The 16,850-nt window shown below is 29.1% G+C and carries 18 protein-coding genes; 14 read left to right on the top strand and 4 right to left on the bottom strand.

Features of this window, described 5'->3' with window-relative positions:
- Nucleotides 1-4: 4 nt before the first annotated feature.
- The 9 genes from secY (at nucleotide 5) to rplQ (ending at nucleotide 5,705) form a co-directional block, all read left to right on the top strand.
- Nucleotides 5-1,351 (top strand): preprotein translocase subunit SecY, encoded by a 1,347-nt coding sequence (gene secY, locus IPP08_08190; GenBank protein ID QQS65753.1) that lies wholly within the window; start codon nucleotides 5-7, stop codon nucleotides 1,349-1,351.
- A gap of 17 nt (nucleotides 1,352-1,368) precedes the next feature.
- Nucleotides 1,369-2,145: a type I methionyl aminopeptidase gene (gene map / locus IPP08_08185; protein ID QQS65752.1), complete on the top strand. Its 777-nt coding sequence runs from the start codon at nucleotides 1,369-1,371 to the stop codon at nucleotides 2,143-2,145.
- A gap of 3 nt (nucleotides 2,146-2,148) precedes the next feature.
- Entirely contained in the window at nucleotides 2,149-2,367 is a 219-nt protein-coding gene (gene infA, locus IPP08_08180) for a translation initiation factor IF-1 (protein ID QQS65751.1), read from the top strand.
- Nucleotides 2,368-2,369: 2 nt separating this feature from the next.
- Nucleotides 2,370-2,486, top strand: coding sequence for a 50S ribosomal protein L36 (gene rpmJ / locus IPP08_08175; GenBank protein ID QQS65750.1), 117 nt, complete (start codon nucleotides 2,370-2,372; stop codon nucleotides 2,484-2,486).
- A gap of 42 nt (nucleotides 2,487-2,528) precedes the next feature.
- A complete protein-coding gene (gene rpsM, locus IPP08_08170; protein ID QQS65749.1) occupies nucleotides 2,529-2,906 on the top strand; it encodes a 30S ribosomal protein S13 in 378 nt (125 codons plus the stop codon).
- 32 nt (nucleotides 2,907-2,938) lie between these two features.
- Complete coding sequence (rpsK, locus tag IPP08_08165) at nucleotides 2,939-3,328, top strand: 30S ribosomal protein S11 (GenBank protein QQS65748.1); 390 nt, start codon at nucleotides 2,939-2,941, stop codon at nucleotides 3,326-3,328.
- A gap of 24 nt (nucleotides 3,329-3,352) precedes the next feature.
- The gene (gene rpsD / locus IPP08_08160; GenBank protein QQS65747.1) at nucleotides 3,353-3,985 is read left to right on the top strand and encodes a 30S ribosomal protein S4; all 633 of its coding nucleotides are present in this window, start codon (nucleotides 3,353-3,355) and stop codon (nucleotides 3,983-3,985) included.
- Nucleotides 3,986-4,088: 103 nt separating this feature from the next.
- Nucleotides 4,089-5,075: a DNA-directed RNA polymerase subunit alpha gene (locus IPP08_08155; protein ID QQS67855.1), complete on the top strand. Its 987-nt coding sequence runs from the start codon at nucleotides 4,089-4,091 to the stop codon at nucleotides 5,073-5,075.
- 69 nt (nucleotides 5,076-5,144) lie between these two features.
- A complete protein-coding gene (gene rplQ, locus IPP08_08150; GenBank protein QQS65746.1) occupies nucleotides 5,145-5,705 on the top strand; it encodes a 50S ribosomal protein L17 in 561 nt (186 codons plus the stop codon).
- 76 nt (nucleotides 5,706-5,781) lie between these two features.
- Here the strand turns inward: rplQ and IPP08_08145 are convergent, their stop codons facing one another.
- Entirely contained in the window at nucleotides 5,782-6,768 is a 987-nt protein-coding gene (locus tag IPP08_08145; protein ID QQS65745.1) for an aspartate-semialdehyde dehydrogenase, read from the bottom strand.
- Nucleotides 6,769-6,770: 2 nt separating this feature from the next.
- Nucleotides 6,771-8,303, bottom strand: a complete 1,533-nt coding sequence (locus IPP08_08140; protein QQS65744.1) for a DUF4397 domain-containing protein — start codon at nucleotides 8,301-8,303, stop codon at nucleotides 6,771-6,773.
- Nucleotides 8,304-8,629: 326 nt separating this feature from the next.
- On the opposite strand from IPP08_08140, the gene IPP08_08135 reads away from it, so the two are divergent.
- Nucleotides 8,630-10,921 carry a carboxypeptidase-like regulatory domain-containing protein gene (locus IPP08_08135; protein QQS65743.1) on the top strand — a complete coding sequence of 764 codons (2,292 nt, stop codon included), beginning with the start codon at nucleotides 8,630-8,632 and terminating at the stop codon, nucleotides 10,919-10,921.
- 78 nt (nucleotides 10,922-10,999) lie between these two features.
- Here IPP08_08135 and IPP08_08130 read toward each other — a convergent pair whose 3' ends face one another.
- Together IPP08_08130 and IPP08_08125 are read right to left on the bottom strand one after the other, a co-directional pair.
- Nucleotides 11,000-11,440, bottom strand: a complete 441-nt coding sequence (locus IPP08_08130) for a hypothetical protein (protein QQS65742.1) — start codon at nucleotides 11,438-11,440, stop codon at nucleotides 11,000-11,002.
- 70 nt (nucleotides 11,441-11,510) lie between these two features.
- Complete coding sequence (locus IPP08_08125) at nucleotides 11,511-12,719, bottom strand: thiolase family protein (protein ID QQS65741.1); 1,209 nt, start codon at nucleotides 12,717-12,719, stop codon at nucleotides 11,511-11,513.
- A gap of 217 nt (nucleotides 12,720-12,936) precedes the next feature.
- Between IPP08_08125 and IPP08_08120 the strand changes: the two genes are divergently transcribed.
- The 4 genes from IPP08_08120 to IPP08_08105 are packed head-to-tail and all read left to right on the top strand — an operon-like array spanning nucleotide 12,937 to nucleotide 16,768.
- Nucleotides 12,937-14,274 (top strand): hypothetical protein, encoded by a 1,338-nt coding sequence (locus tag IPP08_08120; GenBank protein ID QQS65740.1) that lies wholly within the window; start codon nucleotides 12,937-12,939, stop codon nucleotides 14,272-14,274.
- Nucleotides 14,275-14,327: 53 nt separating this feature from the next.
- Nucleotides 14,328-15,035 (top strand): ABC transporter ATP-binding protein, encoded by a 708-nt coding sequence (locus tag IPP08_08115; protein ID QQS65739.1) that lies wholly within the window; start codon nucleotides 14,328-14,330, stop codon nucleotides 15,033-15,035.
- A gap of 39 nt (nucleotides 15,036-15,074) precedes the next feature.
- Nucleotides 15,075-15,866, top strand: a complete 792-nt coding sequence (locus IPP08_08110; GenBank protein ID QQS65738.1) for a hypothetical protein — start codon at nucleotides 15,075-15,077, stop codon at nucleotides 15,864-15,866.
- Nucleotides 15,867-15,871: 5 nt separating this feature from the next.
- Nucleotides 15,872-16,768, top strand: a complete 897-nt coding sequence (locus IPP08_08105; GenBank protein QQS65737.1) for a DUF1460 domain-containing protein — start codon at nucleotides 15,872-15,874, stop codon at nucleotides 16,766-16,768.
- The last annotated feature ends 82 nt before the right edge of the window (nucleotides 16,769-16,850 follow it).

Here is a 16,850-nt window from a genome sequence, read left to right as displayed (position 1 = left end):
CACAATGGCAAAATTTACTGAGACTATAAGAAATATATTTAAAATAGAAGAACTCCGACAGAGGATTGGATTCACTGCGTTAATGCTTCTTTGTGTTCGAATAGGATCTTTTATTTCAGTTCCTGGAATTGATGTTTCTGCAATTAAATATATGAAACAAGCAAATAATAATACGTTATTTGGTTTATTTGATATGTTTGTTGGCGGGGCTTATTCAAATGCAGCAATTTTTGCATTAGGTATAATGCCATATATATCTGCTTCAATTATTTTTCAACTTTTGTCTTCTGTAGTTCCTTATTTCCAAAAACTTCAGCAAGAGGGTGAGCAAGGGAGAAAAACTATTAATGCATATACAAGATATGCAGCAATAGGATTAGCATTTGCACAAGGAATAGCTGTTGCAGCATCTCAACAAGGGAATTCTCCATCAATAGTAGCTGAATCAGTTCAAGGTTTTTTAAGTTTCGTGTTACCATCCGCGATTATCTTTACTGCGGGAACAATGTTGTTAATGTGGATAGGCGATCAAATTACAGATAAAGGTATTGGAAATGGAACTTCTTTGATTATATTTATAGGCATCATTGCAAGACTTCCTCATTCTATAGCAGAGGAATTTCAATTAGCTTTGGCTTCTAGAAATTTTATAGTTGAAGCAGTAATTTTTGTTCTATTTATTGCAGTTATAGTTTTAGTTGTTATGTTTACTCAAGCTGTTAGGAAAGTTCCAGTTCAATATGCAAAACGAAGGGTTGGTGATAAAATGATGGGTGGTCAAACATCTCATATCCCAATTCAATTAATTACTGCTAATGTAATGCCTATTATTTTTGCTCAAGCTATAATGTTTATCCCAAATTCAATAATTCAATATATGCCTGGAACTAAAATATCAGATTTCATGGTACAATATATGAGACATGATAGTTGGTTTTATGCATTAGTTTTTGCAACAATTATTATATTCTTTACTTTCTTCTATACAGCAATTGTGTTTTCTCCAAGAAATATTTCTGAAGATATGAAAAAGAATGGAGGTTTTATACCAGGTATTAGACCTGGAAAACCGACAGAGGAATATCTTGATAATATTTTGTTAAGAGTTACAGTTCCTGGTGCTTTATTTTTAGCTTTAATTGCTGTTCTTCCTGTTTTTGTTACTAAACTTGGTGTAGCAGGAAATTTTGCATCATTCTTTGGTGGTACCACAGTGCTTATTATGGTTGGAGTTGCAATTGATACACTTAATCAAATTCAATCATATTTATTAATGAGGCATTATGATGGATTTATGAAAAGTGGGAAGCTTAGAGGAAGACAAGGAGTTAACACAGTTCAAAATACATAAAATTCTACTTGTATAAGATGATAAAAAACCCTGAAGAGATTGAGTATATCAGGGAGGCTTGTAAAATAACTTCTGACACTCTTATAATGTTAAAGGAATTTGTTAAGCCAGGAGTAAGTACATTGTATTTAGATAAGTTAACAGAAGATTATATTAGGTCTTTTAAAGCCGAACCAGCGTTTAAAGGTTATGTAGTTCATAATCAAACTTACAATTTTGCTTTATGCTCGTCAACTAATAATGCTGTCGTACATGGAATACCCAGTAATAAAGAGTTAATTGAAGGTGATATAGTTTCCTTAGATACTGGAGTTAAATATAAAGGTTTTTATGGAGATAGTGCAGTTACTTATCCTGTAGGTGTCATTTCAGTAGAGAATCAAAAATTGTTAGATGTAACTTATCTAGCTCTATTATTAGGTATTGAAAATGCAATTGAAGGTAATAGAGTGTTTGATATCTCTAAAGCTATTCAGGATTACATAAATGAGAATGGGTTTTCGGTTGTTAGAGAGTTAGTTGGACATGGAATTGGTAGAAACTTACATGAAGAACCTTCAATTCCAAATTTTGTTCCAAGTGCTTTTCAAAGACATAAATATAAAAATTATGAACTTAAAGAGGGAATGACTTTCTGCATAGAGCCAATGATTAATATAGGTACTTTCAAAGTGAAGGTAAAACAGGATGGATGGACGATATTAACTAACGACGGGAAGAATTCAGCACATTTTGAACACACAATAGTTGTTAGAAAAAACAAAGCAGAAGTATTAACTTATCATAAAATTTAATTAATGTCAAAACAAGACGCGATAAAAGTTGATGGAATCGTTACTGAAATACTACCAAATACTTCTTATAGAGTTAAGTTAGAAAACGGTCACGAAATTCTTGCTCATGCATCAGGAAAGATGAAGATGAACTATATAAAAGTTCTTCAAGGAGACAAGGTTTCTATTGAATTATCGCCATATGATTTGTCAAGAGGACGTATAACATACAGATATAAATAAAAATGAGAGTAAGAGCATCAGTAAAAAAAATCTGCGAACACTGTAAAGTTGTTAAACGCAAAGGCGTTGTTAGGATTATTTGCAAGAAGAATCCAAAACACAAACAACGTCAAGGATAATATTATTATTCAAATAAAGTAACATTAAATTTCTATTACAACGTGGCACGAATAGCAGGAGTAGACCTTCCGAAAAATAAGCATTCAATAATTGGTTTACAATATATATATGGTATTGGACCTTCATTAGCGAAGAAAATTTTAGCAGAATCTAATATAGATCCAGCTAAAAAAATAAGTGATTTGAGCGATGAAGAGATTGCACGAATTAGATACTTATTGCAAAATGATTTTAAAGTAGAAGGAGCAGCAAGAAGCGAAGTTCAATTAAATATCAAACGTCTTATGGATGTTGGGTGTTACAGAGGAATTCGTCACAGAAAAGGATTACCTGTTCGAGGTCAAAGAACTAAAACAAATTCAAGAACGAGAAAAGGTAAGCGTAAAACAGTTGCAGGTAAGAAGAAAGTAACTAAGTAATTTTAATTAGAACCTGAGCATAATAATACATAATGGCAAAAGCATCTCAAATAAAACGTAAAAAGAAAGTTGTTACCGATATTAACGGTATAGTTTTTATTAAAGCAACTTTTAATAATGTTATTGTAACTATTACTGATAAAACAGGTGGAACAATAAGTTGGAGTTCTGCAGGTAAAAACGGTTTTAAAGGTTCAAGGAAAAATACTCCTTATGCTGCCCAAGTTAGTGCTGAAGGTTCAGCCAAAGAAGCTTTTGATGCAGGATTAAGAAAAGTAAAAGTATTTGTTAAAGGACCTGGTTCAGGGCGTGAAGCTGCTATTAGAGCAATTCAAACAGCTGGATTGGAAATTAGTACAATTACTGATACTACTCCATTGCCTCATAATGGTTGCCGTCCTCCAAAGAAAAGAAGAGTTTAATATTAAAAATTTATATACTATTTAATGGCTCGATATAAAGACGCTGTATGCAAACTTTGCCGTAGGGAAAGACAAAAGTTGTTCCTTAAAGGTGCAAAATGTTACTCGGAGAAATGTCCGATTGAAAAACGTAATTATCCACCTGGACAACATGGATCTGGTGGACGTCGTTCAAAAATTTCTGAGTATGGTGTTCAGTTACGTGAAAAACAAAAAGTGAAAAGAGTTTACAGATTGTTAGAAAAGCAATTCCGATTAACTTTTGCAAAAGCTTCTCGTCAACGTGGTATTACTGGAGATAATTTAGTTAAATTATTAGAAAGTAGATTTGATAATACTGTTTACCGTCTAGGTTTTGCTTCATCTAGAGCATTTGCTAGACAACTAGTACTTCATAGGCATTTTCTTGTTAATGGATCACCAGTTAATATTCCAAGTTATCAAATGACACCTGGTGATATTATTGAAGTAAGAACTAAAAGTAAAGGTGTGACATCAATTCAAGAATCTTTGAAAAGAATGAACGAACGTCAATTAACACCTTGGTTACAGTTAGACAAACCAAATATGAAGGGTACTTATTTAAATCGTCCTGAGAGGGTTGACGTGCCTTTAGAAGCAAACGAACAATTAGTTGTTGAGTTGTATTCTAAATAATATTGAGTAATATTACGTCTCTAGTTATGTGTTTTTTATTTTTTCATTTAATTAAGATTTTCTTTAAGCCTTGAAGACTACAAATAATAATTTTGGATTATCAATGCAAATGCCTGATCGTTTGGTACTAGATGAAGCATCTAGTACACCAACTTTTGGTAGGTTTGTATTACAACCACTTGAGGAAGGATACGGTACAACAATAGGTAATGCATTCCGTAGAACTTTATTAGCTTCTATCCCAGGATGTGCAATTACAGCTGTTAAAATTAATGGAGTATTACATGAATTTCAGACTATTGAAGGAATAGCTGAAGATATGACTGAAATAGTACTTAATTTAAAAGAACTTAGATTAAAACCAAGAGATAAAAAAGCAAATAGAATTTCAATTGCTGTTAAAGGATCAAAAGAAATTAAAGGGTTAGATTTGCAAAATGAGACTGAAGAATTTGAGATATTGAATCCTGATCATCATATAGCAACTTTATCTAAAGGGGTTAATTTTGATATGGAGCTAAGAATTGGTAGAGGTAAAGGTTATGTTCCAAGTGAGGAAAATTTGACCAATGATATGCCAATTGGCATGATTGCTATAGATTCTATATTTACTCCAGTTTTGAATGTAAAGTTTACAGTTGAACCAACTAGAGTTGGTCAAAAAACTGATTATGAGAAATTAACATTAGAAGTAACTACAGACGGCTCAATATCACCTGAAGAAGCAATTGCAACTGCAGCTAAAATACTTAGAGATCATATTAAGTATTTTATGAATTTTGAAGAAGAAGAAGAAGAAGAAGCTCCTGAAGAAGATGCAGCTAAAGCAGAAAATGAAAGAATGAGGAAAATTTTATTAACAAATGTGGATGATTTAGAACTATCAGTAAGATCTCATAATTGTTTAAAAGCAGCAAATATTTCTACTATTGCAGATTTAGTTAGTAAAAATGAGATTGAAATGTTAAAGTTTAGAAATTTTGGTCGTAAATCACTCACTGAGTTATCAGAACTAGTTGTTAATTTGGGCTTGACTTTTGGCATTGATGTTAATAAATACATAAAAAAAGATAAAGAAAAAGCTGACTAAAAGTTAATTGTTTTAATAGTCAAGAATAGGTTTTTATATTTTCACAGCAAATTATTTTTAATAAATATAATGAGACATCGCTACTCAGGTAGAAAATTAGGAAGAACAGCAAGTCATAGAAGTGCATTGTTACGTACTTTAGCGACTTCTCTTCTTAAACATAAAAAAATTAAAACCACTGAAGCAAAAGCTAAAGAAACTAGAATGTTTGCTGAAGCAATTATTACTAGAGCAAAGCTTGCTTATTTATCTGAATTAAATGGTGGACCTAAAGATACTCATGCTAGAAGAATGATTGCTAGGGATGTAAATGATCCAGAAGTTGTTAAAACATTAATGAATGATATAGCTCCAAAAGTAGCAAACCGTAACGGAGGTTATACCAGAGTAATTAAATTAGGAACAAGATTAGGAGATGCCGCAAGAATTGCAATAATTGAGTTAGTTGACTACAATTCAGATCGTGATGAGAAATCAGCAAGTAATAAATCTAAATCGACCATTTCACGTGCTGAAAGAGTTGCAAGAAGTAAAAAAGTAGCTACTACAAAAGAAGTAAAAACTGAAGATAATTCAAATCCTAATACAGAATCTAGTAAAAATTTAACTAACGAGGAGACAAATAGCTAATTTTTATTTTAAATTAAAGAATTAATATGCCGAATTGAATATTTTCAATTCGGCATTATTATTATCAAAAAAATAACTACTTTTTAACAAAAAGTTCAGCTATTTGAACTGCATTTGTAGCAGCACCTTTTCTTAGATTATCAGAAACAATCCATAAATTAAAAGTATTTTTATTTGATAAATCCTTTCTAATTCTTCCAATAAATGTTTCGTCAGAACCTTCTGAGTCTAATACAGTTGGATATAAATCCTGGAGTATATTATCTTTTACAATTATTCCTTTCCCTTTAGCTAAAGTTTTTCTAACTGATTTTTCTGATGTTTTATTTACTAACTCAACATTTACACTTTCTCCATGAGCTGATGTAGTTGGAATTCTAACACAAGTTGCAGTAATCTTTAATTTGTTTAAATTCATAATTTTTCGAGTCTCATTCATAATCTTATTCTCCTCTTCAGTATAACCAGAATTATCTTTAAATGAATGAAAAAGTGTATTAAATGCAGCTTGTCTAGAAAATATTGGGTTAGTTGGAGTAATACCTTTAAGTTCACTCATCAATTGATCTATTCCTGCTTTACCAGCTCCAGAAATTGATTGATAGGTTGAAATTACAACTCTTTTTAAGCCAAATTTATCTTCAAGAGGTTTTAGTGTAACAACTAATTGAATTGTTGAACAATTAGGATTTGCTATTATTCCTTTATGCTTAAAAGCTTCTTTAGGATTTACTTCAGGTACTACTAGAGGAGTATTTTTATCCATTCTCCATGCACTAGAATTATCAATTACTAATGTACCAGCAATTGCAGCTAAAGGTGCAAATTTTAAACTTGCTGCTCCTCCTGCTGAAAATAAAGCAATATCAATTTCTTTATTTTCAAAAGAAGTTTCATTTAGTTCTTGAATTACAATCTTTTTATTCTTAAAAGTAATTGATTTGCCTTTTGAATTATTTGAGGCGAGCAATGTTAATTTAGTAATTGGAAAATTACGTTCCTGTAAAACTTTTAACATCATTCTACCTACAAGTCCAGTAGCCCCTACTATAGCTATATGCATATTTAATTCCTGTCGATATTAACTTTTACTTTATTAGATAATTCTAATAGTTCAAAGTATTTGTTATTAGGTTGATTTGCAAAAAATATTGTGTAATTTTCTCCTAGATGCAAATTTAGTATTTTATTATATAAAACATTTTTATTTTCATCAATAACCTCATATTTATCGCTTGGATTTACTTCTAAAAATCTGTCAGTTTGAAATTCACCATAACTTAAAAATGGTGTAGAAATTCCATTTATCCTCAAAGATAATTTTTTATTTTTATATTCTCCAAAAGCTAAATTTACAAATCTTACAGTAGATTTTGATTTTATACTTGGTTTAGGTAATTTATCTGGAATAACTAAAGCCTTACCCAGATTTAAAGAAGTATCTAAACTAAATTCTCCATAAGAAACAATTGTATATCTTAAATTAGTTTGAAATTTATAATCTTGTGGAGGTACAATAACTTTTTGCTTCAAAAAGTAAGAATTATTATCATGCCCAGTTCCTTCTTCTATTCTAAATTTTGAAATTGTTTTAAAACCTGGATAGTAAAAAAAATACTTGTGCCATTGTGACGTTTCGTTTACAAAATGAGCATGAGGTGGGAAGTTACCTAAGAAAAAACCAGGATAAGCTCTTCTATAATATTCGTTTTCTGATAAATTTGATGGTCGGTCAGTATCATAAAAAGCTAATGCAGTTCTGAAATCATTTGTAGAAAAATCATTTATAAAATTTACATACCTTATTCCAAAAAATTTCAAATTGTAAGGAATAGAACCAAACAAATCATTTGTAAAAGTATTGTCTTGAAAAATAGAAAAAGTTAACATAGAATCTGTATCAAAAGCATCTTTTTTCCCAGAAATTATTATAGTTGCAATTGAACCACCAAAAGTGTAAATATAAGGTTTCAAAATACCATACAAATATTCTTTACTTTCGGAATTAAACAGAAAAAGTCCTGTGCCGGTACTAGAAAATGGTGGGTATGCTTTGGTAGAAATAAATTCTGATGATTCACCGTATTTTAAATTACTTACTAAAACCCTGCCAGTATCAGAATCTTCTCGAATTTCAATTGGTGGAAGATCACTTGATAAGTTCACAAACCTTAGTAACGTTTTACTGCTTTCAAGAGTCACAGTTGGTTTGTCTTCACTGACAAGTAGGTTATATAATTTCTCATTACTATAAAAAAAGATTGTATAATAATGATCTTTTAAAAAATTCAACGAATCATATTGAACTAATAACTTATTGTTTATATCAACTATTTTAACACTTGAATTAGAGGTATCAATTGGATAATATTTTGCTTCATTATTACAGTTTTCAAATGATAGAAATTTTTGTTTGGCATCAAAAAAGTCTTTTTTGAAAATAACATTTACTTCACCAGAGTTTTCAGATGAATGAATAAATCTAACAAATGCTTTATCTTCCTTAGAAACTATATTGTATGATGGAATAAAGGCATCCTCAGGGCAACAAGAATTTAAAGAAAATAGAGTAATAACTAATATAAATAATTTATTCAAGGATAATATATTGTGAATAAAATAATAAATTCTAAGAAAAAATCAACATTTTTTATAAAAAAAACTTACGCATATTAACATAAAAAATAAGAATTTTTAATTTAAATGTTAAAATGTATTGAAACAAATATATTAAATAAAAAAATTGAAACAACAAATTTTATTTAAAATAAGATTATAGCAATGAAAGAAAAGTATGTAATATGAAAATCAATTTTTATTTTAATATAATAATCTAAATAAGTAAAATTATAATTTAACTAATAACCAATAAAAATAAAAGGGAAATCGTTATACATAAAATTGAAACACAATATTTACAATTAATGAAAAAATACTTATATACTTTATTCTTACTTTTAATTTGTACTAATATTTCTTATTCTCAAAATGAAGATGATATCAAGAAGGGAATTATAACTGGTGAAGTATTGAATTTTTCAACTCTTGAGGCAGTTCCTAGTGCAACAGTAAAAATAGTTGGAACAAAACTCGGAGCAATTACAAAACCTGATGGAAAATTTACAATTAAAAATATTCCTGTTGGAGTATATCAAATTTTAATTACAACAATAGGTTATGAACCTGAAACAATTTCTGATGTTATTGTTCAAACATCAAGACCATATGAAATTCAAGCTAAGTTAATATCAAAAGTAAACTCATTCGATACATTGGTTGTTAGGGCAAAATCTTTTAGAAGAGACCCTGATGTTACTGTAAGCCAAAATAAACTTTCATACGAAGAAATCAGAAGATTACCTGGAGGTTTTGAAGATGTTGTTAGAGCCATATCTGTTTTACCGGGTGTAGCTCAAGCTCAAAATGGAAGAAATGATTTGTTAGTAAGAGGTGGTGGTCCTTCTGAAAATTTGTATTTGATTGATGGTATTGAAGCATCAAACATTAATCATTTTGGGTCACAAGGATCAGGTGGTGGTCCATTATCATTTATCAATTTAGATTTTGTTCGAGAAACTGATTTCTCAACTGGTGGCTTTGGAGCTAAGTTTGGAGATAAATTGTCGAGTGTATTAAAAATAGATTTAAGAAAAGGAAGAGAAGATAAACAAGGTGGTAAATTAACATTAGCTGCTACACAATTTGGTTTAAACTTTGAAGGACCAATAACAGAAAAAGGAAGTTATTTGTTTTCTACTAGGAGAAGCTACCTTGATTTTATTTTTAAAGCAGCTGGTTTTTCATTTGTCCCAGAGTACTGGGATTTTCTTGGAAAGGCTGAGTTTGAGTTAAATGAAAACAACAAAATATCAGCTTTAGGAATTTGTGTTTTAGATAATGTTAAACAATTTAATGAGACACCTGAGAAGAGAGCAAACAATGCCAGATTAGTTGATAATACTCAGAATCAAGTTGTTGCAGGAATCACTTGGAAAAATCTTTTTGAGAATGGATTTGTTATTACAACTTTTGGTAGAACTTTAGTTAGATTTAAATTTAAACAATCTGATACCTCTGGAATTGAAAATTTTATAAATAATTCCGTAGAAAATGAATATAGTTTGAAATCAGATTTTAATCTTCTACTATCTCCTAAAACTGAAATATCATTTGGAGGTAACTTAAAAACAATTTTATTTAACTCTGAGATATACTTAAAAAAGATTGGTGGTGATATTAATTCAAAATTAGATAGTACATTTTATAAAGCAGGTATATATGTTAATCTATCAAATAATTTTGGAGATTTAAAAACAAATTTAGGTTTAAGAGGTGATTACTTCAATGGAATAGAAACCCAATTGTATCCTACTGTTAGAGCATCAATTAGTTATTCACTAAATAATATTACAAATTTGTCTATCTCAGGAGGTAGATATTTTCAACATCCATCATACATTTGGTTAGTTTCAAATTTAGAAAATAGAAAATTAAAAGATATTCAAGTTGATCAAGTTGTTCTTGGAGTTGACAAACTTCTTGATGATGATATAAAAGCTAGTATTGAAGGTTATTACAAAGTATATAGCAATTATCCTGCAAGTTTATTAAGACCATATTTAGTTCTAGCAAACACTGGGGCTGGATTTAATGAAGTTGATGATGGCTTTGCTTCATATGGTTTGGATTCTCTAGCAAGTATTGGAAAAGGTCGTGCTTTTGGCTTAGAATTTTTAATTCAAAAAAAATACACATCTGAATTACCTTTATATGGATTAGCTAGTTTATCATTAAATCAATCATTCTTTACTGCTCTTGATGGAATTGAAAATCCAAGTGATTATTCTCAACCAATAATTTTCAATATTAGTTCCGGATTTAGAACTAATAGTTGGGAGTTTGGTTGTAAGTTTCGTTATGCTTCTGGAAGACCATACACACCATTAGATACAATTAATGGTGCTCCTAATTATGGTTATAGGGATGTTACAAAATATAATTCGCTAAGGTTGCCAGCATCTCATTCATTAGATATAAGAATAGATAAAAATTGGCAATTTGAAAATTCCACTTTAGTTACATATATAGATATACAGAATATTTATAATCAAAAGAATTTTTCTTCACCAAGGTTTGATCAAACAAAAAGAACTATTGAAAGTGGCTCAAATGCAATTGGAATTTTACCATCAATTGGTATTAGTTTGGAGTTTTAAGTAAAATAATATATGTATTAAAAAAGAATGATTCAATATTTTAAGAATCATTCTTTTTTTTTAAATGTATATGAAATACTAACTCTCTTTAAATAAAATAACTTTATTTAAAGGTTTATAAATAAGTAAAGTATCAACATTATAATAATCTGTTGGTAAAGTACATGTTGTTTTTAATAAACTAGTTTGGTGATTTATACCAATTTCAACTGTATCATCAATAGATCTTATATATTTTTCTGGACGATAATATCTGCTTCCAGCACTAGTTTTTCCAATAAAATAAATTTTTAAAACTGTATCATTTTCTGATACATTATAATACACAACCGCTTTATTGCTTAGGTTACGGAATTTATCTTGTTCAAAAAATACTTTAGTTGTATCTTTCAAAATAGTAATTGTTGTAGAGTCTTGATGGTATTGATCTTGGTAATAAACATAACCAACTGGCGGACATGAATTACTTGAACAAGATGAAATAACTATAACAATTATTGTCCAAAAAAAGTATTTCATAAATGATAATTGAATCGAGATTAAATTAAAAGTAAACCACTTTAGAAAATAAAAATTGAGAAACAAAATTTTATAATTGACAATTTTCAACAATCATACTAATACCCTGCCCTACACCAACACACATTGTTGCTAAGCCATATCTAACATTATTAATTGGCATTTGAGATGATAGAGTTGAAATGAGTCTTGCCCCAGACATACCTAGTGGGTGACCAATCGATATTGCACCTCCAAGTAAATTTACTCTATTTATATCAAGTTCCAGATCATGAATTACAGCCAAACTTTGAGAAGCAAAAGCTTCATTTAGTTCAGTCAATCCAATATCATTAATTGTCAAACCAGCATTTTTGAGTGCATTATGGGTTGCATGAACAGGACCAACTCCCATAATTTGAGGATTTAATCCTGCAACACCATATGAAACATAACGTAGAAGTGGTTTTAAATTATACTCTATTAATATCTTTTCACTTACAATAACAACAGCCCCTGCACCATCGTTTAAGCTAGATGAATTGCCTGCAGTAACTGAACCACCTTTTCTAAAAGCAGGTTTCAATAAACTAAGCTTTTCGATTGTTGAATCAAATCTTGGTCCTTCATCTTTTTTAACAATTAATGGTTCACCTTTTATTTGAGGAATTTCAACATTAACAACTGTATCATTATATTTACCTTCATCCCAAGCTAAAGAAGCTAGTTTATGTGATCGCAATGCAAATTCATCTTGAGCCTCTCTAGAAATATTCCATTTTTCAGCAACATTCTCAGCTGTTTCACCCATCTGTTCTAGAGGAAACATTGCCTCCATTTTACTATTTGGGAATCTCCAGCCTAAGGCAGTATCAAATGCAGTTAAATTTCCAAATAAAGTTTTACCTGATACATTCTTAGGAAACACATAAGGGGCACGAGACATAACCTCTACTCCACCGGCAATCATAATGTCTGCTTCTCCACATTTAATTGTTCTACAAGCCATTGATATTGCATCTAAAGCAGATCCGCACAATCTGTTAATAGTTGTTGCAGGGGTTGTTACAGGTAAGCCTGCCAACAGAACTCCCATTCTACCAACGTTCCTATTATCCTCACCAGCTTGATTTGCACATCCAATTATTACATCATCAATTCTATCTTTAGGAATACCAGATTTTTCAACAACAGATTTGAGAATAAAACCGAGTAAGTCATCAGCACGAACTTGAGATAATACTCCACCATATTTTCCAACAGGTGTTCTCATTGCAGATATAATAAAAGCGTCTTGCATATTTAATTAAATTATAAATGAAAATTAGAAATTACAAAAATATCTTCTTTGATATGTTTTTCAAGATAAAAATTTTAAAATGTTATTCATATCTTTGTCATCTATAATTTTTTTTAATTAATTCTTTTTAAAAATATTATAAAGAATAAATTCTAAAATTATGATTAATTAATTATTAGAAATTTCTTAACGATTTTTAAATCAGATTTTTTCATATATGCCATATAAAATATTTTACTTGATTGGTTTTATTCTTCTGTTATTTTGTTGTCCAAATTTATATTCTCAAGATCCATTAACCTTTGAACAACTATCTCAAAGAATTGATGATTATTTTGCTCCTGAACTAATAGCCGATATAAAAGCATCTCTCCCAAAAACTGATTACGAAATTTGGGGATATGATGTTGGAGATTTTTCTGGAGATACTGCTTTTGATTTTGCTATTAGTATTAAAAAAGAAAATGGTGATAAAAGAATAAATGATGTTTACTTTTTTATTGATGATGGGGGTGAAATGAAAAAAGTTTTTCAAGATACAATTGGATATTTCAGATTACCCATAGAAGCAGGCTTAGCAATTTCGGATAATATTGTAAGGATAACTCAAAAACACAGAGACGGAGATTGGGAGGTAAAAGGATACAAATATAGAAGTGGAATTCTAATGCAAGTTGATTTATTTCAATTAGAAAGACAAGGATCATTAAGTAGGGAATCTTATAGGAATATGCAGACTTTAGAGAGCACTGAGCAATATTCAGTTCCAGAAACAAATGAATTTGCATTTAGAAATTATTACTCAACTTTACCATGTTATTCAAGAGGAAGAAATTTAAATACAGGTTACCAAACTTCATCTAAAATTGTTTCTTCAAAAAATATTATTAAAGGTGGTTTTAACTGGAAAAATATGTTTGATTGTTCTTTTAGTAATAGATCAGCTTATGATGATGAATATATATATTTTAGTACAAATGTTAAAGATGATGAAATAGTTTTGTCTGGTCCATCAGTTCCAGATTCAATGGCAGATAGAATTGAATTTTGGTTTGATAGTTATTCCATGTCAAACAGATTTAAATTAGGAAAAAAGAATAAAGATTTCAGATTGAAAACTGATACAAACATATATTCGTTTAATGTTTCATTAGGAGATTTGTATAATGAACAGACAACCAAAGTAAAAGTATCTACTTCAAATTCTTTAGATGAAGCTCAATCAAATGCTGCCAAATTAATTAAAGCAATTGCTATGCGTTCTGATAGTGGATACTCGATAAAACTTCGTATCCCATTTGCATTTTTAGGTTTTAATAAACCACCCTTAGAATCAAAACCTATTGAATATGGATTAACAATTGTTGTAAAGGATATTGATAATCCATACAAACAAGGCGAACTAACAGTTATGGCATCTTCTCAGAATTTTGATCAATCTCAACCAGCAAGTTATGGTGGAATTTTATTTATACAAGACAAACAATATTATGGATCATCTAATAATATACTAACTGAAATTATTAGAACAAGATTAAAAGAAGTTGGTTATTAAAGAAAAATTTTAGAAAATAATTCGTAACAAATACTATTTAAGATACTATTATAATGTTAGAAGTTAATAATTTGAAAGTAAATTATGGTGCAATTAATGCCATAAAAGGTATATCATTCAATGTTCCACAAGGGTCTATTGTAACTTTAATTGGTGCTAACGGTGCTGGTAAAAGTACTACATTAAGAACAATTTCTGGAATTGTAAAAGGATTAAGTGGAAGTATAAAATTTTTAGGTGAAGAGATTTTAAATATGCCAGCATATAAAATTGTTTCTTTAGGGTTATCTCAATCTCCAGAAGGAAGGATGATATTTCCTAATTTAACTGTAAAAGAAAATTTACTATTAGGAGCATATTTAAGAAAAGATAAAAGTGGAATTGAACGAGATTTAGAATTTGGATTTTCAATTTTTCCTAGACTTAAGGAAAGATTAAATCAAGCAGGTGGTACGTTATCTGGAGGTGAACAACAAATGTTAGCAATTGCTCGTGCTCTTATGAGTAATCCTAAACTAATATTGTTAGATGAACCTTCTTTAGGTATTGCACCATTATTAGTAAAATTAATTTTTGAGAAAATTGTTGATATAAATAAAAATCTTGGAAAAACTATTTTACTAGTTGAACAAAATGCGAATCAAGCATTAGCAATTGCAGATTATGCTTATGTGTTGGAAACCGGAGAAATTATTTTGGATGGGTTAGCTAAAGATATTGCAAAAAATGATGATGTTAGAAAAGCATATTTAGGCTTATAAAGTAATTTTAAATTGTTAGCATATTAATTTAAAAGTTTTATGAAACATGTTTTAATCTTGATGTTAACTTTTTTGATAAGTTGCAGTTCTTTTAATACTCCCTTAACTTATACGTTACAAACTGATGTTAATTTAGTATGTTGTAGTAAAATATCTTTTGTAATTGATAAATTTAAAAACATTCAAAAAAGTAATGGGGAAGGAGTTAACATTGATATTAAAAAAACAGAAAGTTTAGATGTAAACTGTAAATCTAATACACATTTTAATATATCTATTTCTAACAATTCGGATCAAGATATATATATACCAATTTCAAATGACTTTAAGAATGATACTCTTCAACTTTACCCTTGGAGAATGATTCAATCTGAGTCACTACCAATAAGGTTAGCAAGACAAGTTCCATATAGTAATATTGTTGATGAGCCATCAAATTCAAAATATATTTTAAATCTTTTACCTAAAAAATCTAAAGTAATTTTATTTGGAATTATTAAACCAGAATGGTTATGTATGTTGCCTGTAAATGTTTATTCAGATTATCTTGAAGATGAGGTTTATCCAGTTATTCATTCACAACAATCTAGAGCTGCCAGACAATCTCAAAAGCCAGATGTAAATACAACAATTTCAAATTTTTTTTTCAGATATGATGTTGCTTACACTACTTTAAATTGTTTGAATGAAATACCTTTAACTGAAAAACGACTAACTAAAAATAATGATACTATGTTTTTCAAAAGTTCTTCAATTGAAAAACCAGAAACAATTTTAGGTAAATCTTATAAAATTGTAAAAAGCAATTTAATTGTAATATCAATAAAATAAAGTTCATGAATAAAGTAATATTTTCTATATCGTTATTTTTAGTTTTATTGAAATTTACTACAATTTCCAAAGTAAATTTTGATACACCTAATTCAACTTTAAAAATTGATACAACGAATTTTAATGGTTATGAATTTGTTGGTAAATTATTAAAAAAAGCAAAACTTCAGAATTGGTCAAAATTTCCAATTGGAGATGTTGTTGCAAAAGTAGGTACTCAACTTGTTGGAATACCTTATGTTGGTGGTACATTAGATAATTTTGAAGATAAAGAAGTATGTACTATAAACATGAATGGTTTAGATTGTGTTACCTTTTTTGAAAGTTCTTTAGCAATTGCAAGATTGATTAAAGCTGAAAAAACAGATCCAAATTTGATGATGAGTCAAATTGAATTTACAAGATATAGAGGGGGAAAAATTGGTGATTATTCAACAAGATTACATTATACTTCAGATTGGATTTATGATAATCAGAAAAAAAATGTTGTTACTGATATTACTAAATCATTCAAAGGATCTATTAAATTTAATCAATTGATAAATTTTATGGGAACTCATCCAAATAGTTATAAACAATTAAAAAATGATACTAGTTTAATAAAAAAAATAATAAGTATTGAAAGTATAATTAACAAAAGAAAATTATTTCATTTACCTAAAGAGAATGTTGCTCTTATTGAAAATCAATTAAAGTCTGGTGATATTATTGCAATCACCACTAGTATTAAAGGGTTAGATTGTAGTCATACAGGTCTTTGTGTTCGAGATTCAACTGGAACTATCAAATTTATGCATGCATCGCTTACAAAAAAACAAGTTGTTATTGATACATCTTTAAGTGAATATTTGAAAACTGTTAGCAAACATATTGGAATAATTGTAGCTAGACCCAAGTATTAAAATCTTTATTCTTTTAATATAGTTTTGGTAGCCTTTTATGCATTTTTTTTGATTGATAAATTTGTTAAAATTGCAAGTAAAA

The organism is Chlorobiota bacterium, from assembly GCA_016700335.1.
Lineage (GTDB): Bacteria > Bacteroidota > Ignavibacteria > OLB7 > OLB7.
This window is presented reverse-complemented; position numbering and strand designations above follow the sequence as displayed.